Here is a 10,856-nt window from a genome sequence, read left to right on the forward strand (position 1 = left end):
CCCGGCCCCCCGATCACTTCACCTTGGTCAGTTCGTAATCGCCGGCGTCGTCCACCTGGGCCTTCCAGCCGGGATAGACGACGATGGTGGTGAAGGTCTCCTCGATGATCGCCGGGCCGGTGACCTCCGCGCCGGGCGTCAGCTCGACGCCGCGGAAGATGTTGGTCTCCTGGTAGCCGGCGCCGAGGTTGGCGCGCCGGGTCTTGGCCGGCGTCGCGGCCGCCGCCGGGGCGGTGAAGCCATGGCCGGCCGGCGGCGCGGGCGTGTCCACCGAGGTCGCCAGGCGCAGGCTGACCACTTCCGGGACCTCGTCCTCGCGGATGTGGCCGAAGTCGGCCATGTGCCGCTCGTTGAACAGCTCGATCGCCCGCTGGCCCAGCGTCGCATCGACGAAGGACAGGTCCTGCGGCCCCTTGCGGACGGCGACCTCGAAGCTGATCGCCCAGTTCTGGCCCGGGTAGCGCATGTTGAGCTGGTAGCGGGCGGTCATCTCGTTGCGGCTGAAGCCGGCCTCGCCGAAATAGCGGTCCGCCCGCGCGTCGAGTTCGCTCCACAGCGTCTTCATCCGCTCGCCGTCCAGCACATCGGCCGGGGCGATGTAGGAGCGCTCCTCGTCGATGCTCGGCTTGGCCACCAAGGTGCCCAGCGCCGAGAAGGTCGGCGAGGCCTTCGGCACCAGCACCTTCTCGATGCCGAGGTCGTCGGCCTGGACGCCGGCGAAGGCCGGGCCGTTGCCGCCGTAGGCCAGCATGACCATGTCCTGCGGGTCGACGCCCTTGCCCGCGGTGGTCCGCCGGACCGCCTGGCTCATGTTGGCGTTGACCACCCGCCAGCAGTCGAAGGCCGCCTCTTCGGCGCTGTAGCCCATCTGGTCGCCGATCGCCTGGAAGGCTTCGACCACCCCGGCCCGGGTCAGCGAGAAGCTGCCGCCGGCGAACTCGGAGTCCGCCGACAGGATGCCCAGCATCAGCAGGGCGTCGGTGATGGTCGGCTCTGTCCCGCCGCGGCCGTAGCAGATCGGGCCCGGCGCGGAGCCGGCCGACTTCGGACCGACCCGGACCTCGCCGCCGGCCACGTGGCAGATCGAGCCGCCGCCGGCGCCCAGGGTCTCCACCTGGACCATCGGCACGCCCACCAGGTAGCGGTGGTGCATGTTCCAGCCGGCGATCGCCGGAGCCGCCCCGTTCAGCACCATCGACATGTCGTAGGAGGTGCCGCCCATGTCGACGCACAGCAGGTTCGGATAGCCCTTGGCCACCCCGCTGTGGGCCGAGCCGATCACCCCGCCGGCCGGCCCGGAGGCGAGCACGCGGATCGGCGAGCCTTCGATATACTCCTTGGTCATCACCCCGCCCGAGGCCTGCATGACCATCAGCCGGTTGCGGTAGCCGCCCTCCTGCAGCCGGACGACCAGCTTCTCGACATAGGAGGTCACGCGCGGCGCGACGAAGGCGTTCACCACCGCGGTCGAGGTCCGGTCGTACTCCGGGCCGCGCGGCAGCACCTGGTGCGAGACCGACAGGTGCACGCCGGGCATCTCCGCCGCGACGATCTCCGCCACCCGCTTCTCGTGCGCCGGATTGACGAAGGAGAAGATCAGCGAGATCGCCACCGACTCGACGTTCTGCTTCTTCAGCCGGCGGCAGGCCTCGCGCACCGCCGCCTCGTCCAGCGGCTGGTGTTCGGTGCCGTCGGACAGGATCCGCCCCGGCACCGTCAGCCGGCGACGGCGCGGCGTGATCTGCTTCGGCGGCTCCAGCCGGGTGTCCCAGATGCTTTCCTTGAAGCCCCGGCGGTACTCCAGCTCGTCGCGGAACCCTTCGGTGGTGATCAGGCCGGTGACCGCCCCGTTCATCTCGATCAGGGTGTTGTCGGCCACGGTGGTGCCGTGGACGATCGCGTCGCACTGGCCGAGGAAGTCCCGCAGCGTCAGGGACTCCTTCTCGGCGAGCTTCTCCAGGCCGGTCATCACGCCGAGGGAGCGGTCCTCCGGCGTGCTCAGGTTCTTGTGCAGGATGACCTCTGATCCCTTCAGCAGGGCGAAGTCCGTGAACGTGCCGCCGATGTCGATGCCGACGCGATAACCCATAGAATTTCCGCCCTTTACTTAGCCGGCCCGACTTACGCGGCCTTGGCGCGCAGCTGCGCCCGCAGCGCTTCCGTCGCCTCGACGTCGACCTCGAGGTCGTAGTCTTCGAGCGTCCCCCGCAGGACGACGCCGTACCTGTCCCGCGCCCGCTGGACGCTGACGATCTCGTCGAGCACGTCCTCCTTCACGGCCTCCGGGTCGCGCAGGATCGCCGGCTCGAAGCCCGCGCCGCCGCCGTACTGGTAGGCCATGACCGCGCCCTCCGGCAGTTGGGCGGTCTCGGACAGCTCGATCAGATGCTCCTCCGGCGTGCCGACCAGGAAGCGGTTGGAGTAGGGGCTGGCGTCGTCGCCGCCGCACATGCCGCGCAGCGGGTGGCGCGAGGTGACCATCCAGGTCATCGCCATCACCGGCTTCAGCACCTGCTTCACCGCCAGGCTGCCAGGCTGGCCGCGCCAGCGGCCGGCGCCTTCGGAGTCGGTGACCATCTCCCGGCTGAGATTGAGGGTCGGGAAGCGGCTCTCCAGGTCCTCGGCCTGCGACAGCAACAGGTTGCCGAGCGACACCGGCGAGGCGCCCCAGCCGTCGATGCCGGGCACCGCTGAGACGTCGTGGGTGCGCGAGTCGACCCCCTGGTCCATCCACATCCGGCCCTTCTCGTCGAAGCCGATCACCGCGTTGGGCATGCCCATCTTGTAGACCTGCGGCGAGGAGCGCTCCGGCACCACCTGCGACAGCGCCACGCAGACCGCCTCGGTGATCTCGCAGGCCGGGTGGAAGGAGCCGAGCGCCGCCGGCTTGTTCGGCGGCGGCTGGGCGATGGTCCCTTCCGGGATGATCATCTCGACGCCGTTGAACAGCCCCTCGTTCTTGATGACCGACGGATCGATCGAGGCCGCCACCTGGGTCATGATGTAGCTGCGGCTGTTGCCGAAGGTGTTCCAGACCCCGACCAGGTTCGGCCGGTCGTCGGTGCCGGTGAGGTCGACGGTGAGCTGCTCGCCTTTCACGGTGCAGGCCACGTGGACCTTCACGTCCTTGGTGCCCTGGGTGTCGTGGTCAATGAAGACGTCGGCCTCGTAGGTGCCGTCCGGCCAGCGGCCGATCTCCTCGCGGAAGCGGCGCTCGGTCTGGTCGATGTTGTAGTTGACCGCCGCCTTGACCTTGTCCGCGCCCCACTTGCGGATGATGTCCTGCAGCATCCGCACGCCGAGCTGGACGCCGGTGATCATCGCCGCCAGGTCGCCGGCGAAGGTGGCGAAGCGGTTGTTGCGCTCCAGCAGCTTGATGCTGTCCATCCGCTTCGCGCCGCGGTGGATCAGCTTCAGGCAGGGGATCGCCAGGCCCTCGGTGAAGATGTCGGTGGCCTCCAGCGTGAAGCCGCCCGGATCCTTGCCGCCGGTGTCGCCCTGGTGGGCCTGCAGCACCTGCACAAGGATCAGCTCGCCGGCGTCGTCATAGACCGGCGCATAGACCAGGTAGTCCGGCAGGTGGCCGCCGCCGTAGTCCGGGTCGTTGCCGACGAAGACGTCGCCCGGGCCCCAGTCGAACTCGTCGTACATCGACAGGCCGTAGCGGACCGGAAGCTGCGAGACGAAGGTCAGGTGCGGCGTGCCGATCGCCACCGCGGCCAGCCGGCCGTGCGCGTCGATGACGCTGGCGTTGCGCTCGTTCGACGAGTTGATGATCGGCGACGACGCCGCCCGCCCCAGGTGGGTCGCGGATTCGAAACAGACGGTCTCCATCGCCCCGCGGATGATGCTGGCGGTGACCGGGTCGATGTTGGCCGAGGTCGGCAGCGGTCCGCGCTTGGCGGCGAGTTTCCGGTTCAGCTCGAACGACATGGCGAAGGTCCTCGTGGCCATACCTGGGGGACGCGCGTGCTGACGCGCATTGGCCGAGCCAGATCATAGGCCGCGCGGCTGCAGGCGCCCGACAGAAGGTGCGCCGTCATCGACACTTGGCGAACGCAAGTCCGCGTGGGGAGTTGACGGCCCGGCGCGGCGACCGACGACCTTGCGCGCGAGCCGAACGCCAGGCGCCCAGCTCCCTATGAGCTCGCTAAGAACACCCCGAGACCGTTGCGTCCGAGATCCCGATCCTTCGCGAAGATTTCCGCACGCAGAGAATCAAAAGTCGCTCGAATGACAAAGTCCTGAGGTTTAATCGGGGAAATTTTCAGGTGTTCAGAAGTTTTCCCAGCCCGCCTCAGACGAGAGGCACAACCCAGGATTACACACAATCACCGCCGAGTGACTGTCGACCTCTGAGAGCTGGCGCCAACCTTATGACGCCGCCCCTCTCTCGATGGGGACAAGCGAATGTTCGAGTCCGCGCTTAAAACGCCGAGTACGCCAAGGGTCTCGCGGCTGGCCGCGCCCGCAGCCGCCTGGGACGACTTCGTCGCCGCGACTGAGGAAAGCACCTTCTGCCACCTCTCCGGCTGGGGACGGATCATGCAGGAGGTGTTCGGCCACGAATTCTTCTACCTGGTCGCGCATGACGAGGCGGGGGCGTGGCAGGGCGTGCTCCCGCTGGTCCGGGTCCGGAGCCGGCTCACCGGGCAACACCTTATCTCCGTCCCTTATCTGAACGACGGCGGCCCGCTGGGCCGCGAGGCCGCGCGGGCGGCGCTCGCCCGCCACGCGATCGAACTCGCCGAAGATTACGGGGTGAAGCTGCTCGAACTGCGGTCGCGCAAGCCGATCCCCCTCCCCCTCCCGGCCGTCTCGCGGAAAATCACCGTGCACCTCGCCCTGCCGACGAGCGCAGAGGAGCTATGGCGGGAGGGCTTCCGCGCAAAGCTGCGCAGCCAGATCCGGCGCCCGTTGAAGGCGGAGATAAAAACGCGCTTCGGCGCGGACCAGATCGACGCCTTCTACCTGGTCTTCGCCCGCAGCATGCGCGACCTCGGGACCCCGGTGCTCCCGCGCCGCTTCTTTGAGATGATCGCCGAGACCTTCCCCCAGCACGTCATCTTCGAGGTGGTTTACCACCAGGGAAAACCTGTCGGCGGAGCCTGCGGCTTTCTCTGGCGCGACGAGTTCGAGATCACCTGGGCCGCCACCCTTCGGGAGTACAACTCCCTTTCGCCGAACATGCTGCTCTACTGGACGCTGATGGCGCAGGTCATCGAACGGGGCGCGCGCCGCTTCAACTTCGGGCGCTGCACGCCCGGATCGAACAGCCACCGTTTCAAGCTGCAGTGGGGCGGCGATGAAGTTCCGCTGCCCTGGCTGCAGTGGCCGTGCGCCGACGACGGCCACGCCGCGCCGGACGGGCCCTGGATGCAACTCGCGTCGCAGAGCTGGCGGCGGCTGCCGCTGCCCGTGGCCAACCGGGTGGGACCGCTGCTCGCGCGTCACCTCCCCTGGTACTGAGCGCCGCCGGTAGGCTCAGAACTCCGCCAACTGTCCGCACCGAGGGCCGCAAGCGCTGCGCCGCTTATGCCTCACGGGACACATGCGCGGCTCACAACCCACGCTTGGTCGGGATCACCCACAGGTTGGGTCGCTCGCCTATGAAGTAACGCTTAAGTGCAAGGATGCACGCCCCGCGCGAGACCTCATGATAGAGAGATCACGGCACGGATCGCCCAGCGTCCCCCTGTCGCGCTTCGACCGCACCCACAGCGGCGTCACCAAGACCCCGCGGCGCAGCGCACGCAGGGAGAGCGCGCGTGGCCAGCAACACCATCCTCCTGGAAAATCAGAAGCCCGGCACGCCGAAGAGCATCTGGGACGCCCCCGCCAGCAATCAGATCGAGGGCTTCGCGACCCAGTTCAGCGTCGACAACGGCAGCTCCGTCTCGTTCAAGATTAATCTCAACGTCGGCAGCAGCGCGACCGCGCCCTACCACATCGAGATCTATCGGCTGGGCTACTACGGCGGCGACGGCGCGACGCTGGTCACCACGCTCAACAACCTGACCGGCCGCGCGCAGCCGAATCCGATCACCGACTCCCGCGGTCTCGTCGACGCCGGCAACTGGACGGTCAGCGCCAGCTGGCAGACGCCGGCCGACGCCGTCTCGGGCGTCTACCTGGCGAAGCTGGTGCGCAACGACAACGGCGCGACCAACCAAATCCCGTTCATCGTCCGCGACGACGGCAGCACCAGCGACATCGTCTTGCAGACCTCCGACACCACCTGGCAGGCCTACAACGGCTGGGCCGGCCGCAACGGTCAGGTCGGGGGCAGCCTCTACGGCGGTTTCGACCAACCGGCCAACATCGCCCCCGACCAGTCGCCGTTCGACCAGGATCGGGCCTTCGCCGTCAGTTACAATCGGCCCTTCATCGTCCGCGACGGCGGCGGCACCTACGCCGGCGCCCAGGACTATCTGTTCGGCGCCGACTATGCGGCGATCTATTTCCTCGAGAAGAACGGCTACGACGTCTCCTACATCTCGGGCATCGACACCGACCGCCTGGGCGTCGGCGCCCTGACCGACCACCTGGCCTACATCTCCGTCGGCCACGACGAGTACTGGTCCGGGGGCCAACGGGCCAACGTCGAGGCCGCGCGCGACTCCGGCGTCAACCTGCTCTTCTGGAGCGGTAACGAGGTCTATTGGAAGACCCGCTGGGAAAGCAGCATCGTCGACGGGACGCCGTTCCGCACCCTGGTGAGCTACAAGGAAACCAAGTTCAACTATTCGCTCGACGCCGGGCCGTCGGACTATCCCAACGTCGATCCGTCCACCCAATGGACCGGCACCTGGCGCGACACCCGCTTCGTCGGCAATCCGAACGCGGTCGGCGCGCGGCCGGAGAACTCGCTGACCGGCCAGCTGTTCGGACCGGACGGCACCGGCGAGTTCGGCGGCGCGCTCGACATCCCGGCGGCCTTCGCCGGCTTGCGGGTCTGGCGCGACACCGGCGTCGGCGCGAATGGCGCGCAGAACCTCGCCCCCGGCATCATCGGCTACGAGTGGGACGTCGTGCCGGAGGACGCCAGCCGTCCGCCCAGCCTGATCAAGCTCTCCGAGACCACCATCCCGTGGAGCGAGATCCTGGTCGACCAGGGCAACCGCACCGAGCCGGGCACCGCGACGCACAACCTGTCGCTCTATCGCGACGACAGCGGCGCGCTGGTGTTCGGCGCCGGCACGGTGTTCTGGAGCTGGGGCCTCAGCAACCAGCACGACAACTCGCCCTACGGGGCGAACATCGAGACGCGGGCGCTGCAGCAGTTCACGATCAACATGTTCGCCGACATGGGCATCCAGCCGCAGGTCGCCGACGCGATCCTGGCGTCGCAGGGGCTGGTGCGGGCGAGCGCCACCAACGACCACATCGGCGCGACCGCGACGCTGAACAATCTGCCCGACACGGTCGGCGCGCTGTCGACGGTGACGATCAGCGGCACCGCCGCCGACATCGACAACAACCCGTCGAACGCCGACGGCCGCGTCGCCGTCGTCGAGGTTTCGACCGACAACGGCCAGACCTGGCGCGTCGCGCAGGGCACGGCCAACTGGAGCTACAACTGGACCCCCACCGTCCAGGGGACCTACACGGTCCGGGTCCGGGCGATCGACGACAGCCTGAACGTCCTCCCCAACAGTCAGCTGGCCTCGGACGTGGTCACCGTCGGCGGGGCGCAGACCCCGGACACCGTGAGCCTGTTCGGCACGACCTCGGCGACCGGGATCCTCGGCAACGACGGCCAGGCGGTCGAGCTCGGCATGAAGTTCAGCGCCACGACGGCCGGGGCGGTCACCGCCTTGCGCTACTGGCGCGGCGCCGGCGACGCCGGCGACACCGACGTCCGCGCAGGGCATCTGTGGTCGTCGACCGGTCAGCTGCTGGGAACCGCCAGCTTCAGCTCGACCGCCGGCCAGTCCGGCTGGCAGGTCGCCAACCTGACCACGCCGGTCAACCTGACCGCCGGGACGACCTACATCGTCTCCTACAAGTCGGCCGACAACTACACCGCCCAGACCAACTACTTCGGCTCCACCGTCACCGAGCCGTTCGGCGTGCTGACCGCGCCGTCCAGCGGGGCCAGCGGCGGCAACGGCGTCTACGCCTATGGCGCGGGCGCGGTCTTCCCCAACCAGACCTATCTGGCGTCGAACTACTGGGTGGACGTGGTGTTCGATCCGGGCGGCACGCCGCCCGCCGGAGCGCAGATCGGCCTTACCACGCCCAGCGTCAGCCATGCGGAAGGCAACACCGGCGTCACCACCTTCGACTACACGGTGACGCGCACCGGCAGCACCACGGGCGCGTCCAGCGTCAGCTGGGCGGTCACCGGCTCCAGCGCCAACCCGGCCAACGCCGCCGACTTCCAGGGCGGGCTGCTGCCGTCCGGAACCGTCAATTTCGCCGCCGGCGAGACCAGTAAGGTGATCACCCTCAGCGTCGTCGGCGACACCACGACCGAGCAGAACGAGGGCTTCACCCTCACCCTCGCCAATCCCAGCGGGGCGACGCTGGGGACCGCCACCGCCACCGGCGTGATCACCAACGACGACGGCACCACGCCGCCGCCGACCGGCGTCAGCCTGTTCGGCGCGACCACCGCCACCGGGACGCTGTTCAACGACAACACCGCCGTCGAAATCGGCATGAAGTTCAGCGCCGCCTCGGCGGGGACCATCACCGCGCTGCGCTACTTCCGCGCCGCGGGCGACGCCAACGACACCGATACGCGCGAAGGGCATCTGTGGTCGTCGACCGGCCAACTGCTCGGCACAGCGACCTTCACCTCGACCGCCGGCCAGTCCGGCTGGCAGGTCGCCAACCTGGCCACCCCGGTCAATCTGACCGCCGGGACGACCTACATCGTCTCCTACAAGTCGGCGAACAACTACCTGTCGACGAACAACTACTTCGGTTCGTCGGTCACCGAGGCGACCGGCCAGCTGACCGCGCCGTCGAGCGCGGCCAGTGGCGGCAACGGGGTCTACATCTACGGCGCGGCGACCCAGTTCCCCAATCAGACCTACCTGGCGTCGAACTACTGGGTCGACGTGCTGTTCACCCCATCGGGCGGCGGCGCCAACCAGCCGCCGGCCTTCACCTCGCCGGCCACCTTCTCGCGGCCGGAGAACGACACCCTGGTCGGCACGGTCGCGGCCAACGATCCGAACAACAACCCGGTGACCTATGCGCTCGCCGGCGGCGTCGACCAGGCGCGGTTCACGATCAACGCCGCCACCGGCGAGCTGCGCTTCCTCACCGCGCCAAACTTCGAGGCGCCGACGGATTCCGGGACCAACAACGTCTACAACGTCACCGTCAGCGCCTCCGACGGCATCGCGCCTGCGGTGCAGCAGGCCCTGACCATCACCGTCACCGACGTCGCCGAACCCCCTGCGAACCAACCGCCGGCCTTCACCTCGCCGGCCACCTTCTCGCGGCCGGAGAACAACGCCCTGGTCGGCACGGTCGCGGCGAGCGATCCGAACGGCAACCCGGTGACCTATGCGCTCGCCGGCGGCGTCGACCAGGCGCGGTTCACCCTCAACGCCACCACCGGCGAGTTGCGCTTCGTCACCGCGCCGGACTTCGAGGCGCCGACGGATTCCGGGACCAACAACGTCTATAACGTCACCGTCTCCGCCTCCGACGGCATCGCCGCGGCGGTGCAGCAGGCCCTGACGATCACCGTCACCGACGTCGCCGAGCCCCCTGGGAACCAGCCGCCGGTCGCCAACAACGACAGCTTCGCCACCGGCGAGGCGACAGTGCTGAACGGCAATGTGGTCACCAACGACAGCGATCCGAACGGCACGGCGCTGACCGTGACGGCGGTGAACGGCGTCGCCGCCAGCGTCGGGACCTCGGTGCTGCTGGCCTCCGGCGCACGGCTGACGCTGAACGCCTCGGGGACCTTCAGCTACGACCCGAACGGCGCCTTCAACGCCCTGAACACCGGCCAGACCGCGACCGACAGCTTCACCTACACCGTCTCCGACGGCGCGCTGACCGCCTCGGCGACCAGCACCGTCACCATCAACGGCGTCAGCCCTGCCGGCGGGCAGACGCTGACCGGCACCAACAGCGCCAACACCCTGACCGGCGGAACCGGAAACGACAGCATCTCCGGCCTGGCCGGGACCGACCAGCTGAACGGCGGCGACGGCGCCGACACGCTCAACGGCGGCGACGGCGCGGACCTGATGAACGGCGGGACCGGCAATGACTCCCTGACCGGCACCGGCGGCCCGGACACCCTGATCGGCGGCGCCGGGACGGATTCGCTGAACGGCGGCGGCGGGGCCGACATCTTCCGCTGGCTGGCCTTCAGCGAGTCCAGCACGACCGCACCGGACGTGATCATGAGCTTCGAGGGGGCCGGGGCCACGGGCGGCGACGTCATCGACGTCGCGGCGCTGTCGGCCGGGACCTTCGTCTTCAACGGCACGGGCGCATTTAGCGGCGGCGGGGCAGCCTCGATCCGCTACGTGGCCGGCGGCGGCGTCACCGACGTGCAGTTCGACAGCGGCAATGGCGGCGCGGCGGAGATGATCGTGCGGCTCAACACCGCGGTCACGCTCAACTCCGGGGACTTCCTCCTCTGAGCCGAGGTCGCCTGCGGCCGGCGCAGCTTATGCCTCATGGGACACAGCGCTTCCCTGCGCCCACGCCTGGGCAAAGCACTACGCCCGGTTGTAACATTCGCTTATGAAGTCACGCTTACGTGCGCAAGCACACGCCTAGGGCGAGACCCCATGATAAAGTGGTCACGGCACAGATAGGCCAGCGTCGCTGCAGTCGCGCTTCGACCGCACCGACAGCGGCGTCTCCCGGACCCC

Annotated in this window: 4 protein-coding genes; 2 read left to right on the forward strand and 2 right to left on the reverse strand. The window is 68.7% G+C overall.

Translation table 11 applies throughout. The features are described from left to right. Positions 1 to 13 precede the first annotated feature (13 nt). Complete coding sequence (locus ACSQ14_RS15140; RefSeq protein ID WP_436014190.1) at positions 14 to 2,089, reverse strand: hydantoinase/oxoprolinase family protein; 2,076 nt, start codon at positions 2,087 to 2,089, stop codon at positions 14 to 16. Between the two features lie 32 nt (positions 2,090 to 2,121). Further along, the gene (locus ACSQ14_RS15145) at positions 2,122 to 3,933 is read right to left on the reverse strand and encodes a hydantoinase B/oxoprolinase family protein (protein WP_436014192.1); all 1,812 of its coding nucleotides are present in this window, start codon (positions 3,931 to 3,933) and stop codon (positions 2,122 to 2,124) included. 477 nt (positions 3,934 to 4,410) lie between these two features. On the opposite strand from ACSQ14_RS15145, the gene ACSQ14_RS15150 reads away from it, so the two are divergent. Together ACSQ14_RS15150 and ACSQ14_RS15155 are read left to right on the forward strand one after the other, a co-directional pair. Then, a complete protein-coding gene (locus ACSQ14_RS15150) occupies positions 4,411 to 5,469 on the forward strand; it encodes a FemAB family XrtA/PEP-CTERM system-associated protein (RefSeq protein WP_436014194.1) in 1,059 nt (352 codons plus the stop codon). A gap of 299 nt (positions 5,470 to 5,768) precedes the next feature. After that, complete coding sequence (locus ACSQ14_RS15155; protein ID WP_436014196.1) at positions 5,769 to 10,622, forward strand: N,N-dimethylformamidase beta subunit family domain-containing protein; 4,854 nt, start codon at positions 5,769 to 5,771, stop codon at positions 10,620 to 10,622. The last annotated feature ends 234 nt before the right edge of the window (positions 10,623 to 10,856 follow it).

Origin of the sequence: Phenylobacterium sp. LjRoot219 (assembly GCF_964252995.1) — a bacterium.
Classification (GTDB): domain Bacteria; phylum Pseudomonadota; class Alphaproteobacteria; order Caulobacterales; family Caulobacteraceae; genus Phenylobacterium.

What these genes read in the sequence shown, in the direction of transcription:
- ACSQ14_RS15150 (WP_436014194.1), top strand. Translation starts at nt 4,411, where the DNA reads ATGTTCGAGTCCGCGCTTAAAACGCCGAGTACGCCAAGGGTCTCGCGG.
- ACSQ14_RS15140 (WP_436014190.1), bottom strand. Translation starts at nt 2,089, where the DNA reads ATGGGTTATCGCGTCGGCATCGACATCGGCGGCACGTTCACGGACTTC.
- ACSQ14_RS15145 (WP_436014192.1), bottom strand. Translation starts at nt 3,933, where the DNA reads ATGTCGTTCGAGCTGAACCGGAAACTCGCCGCCAAGCGCGGACCGCTG.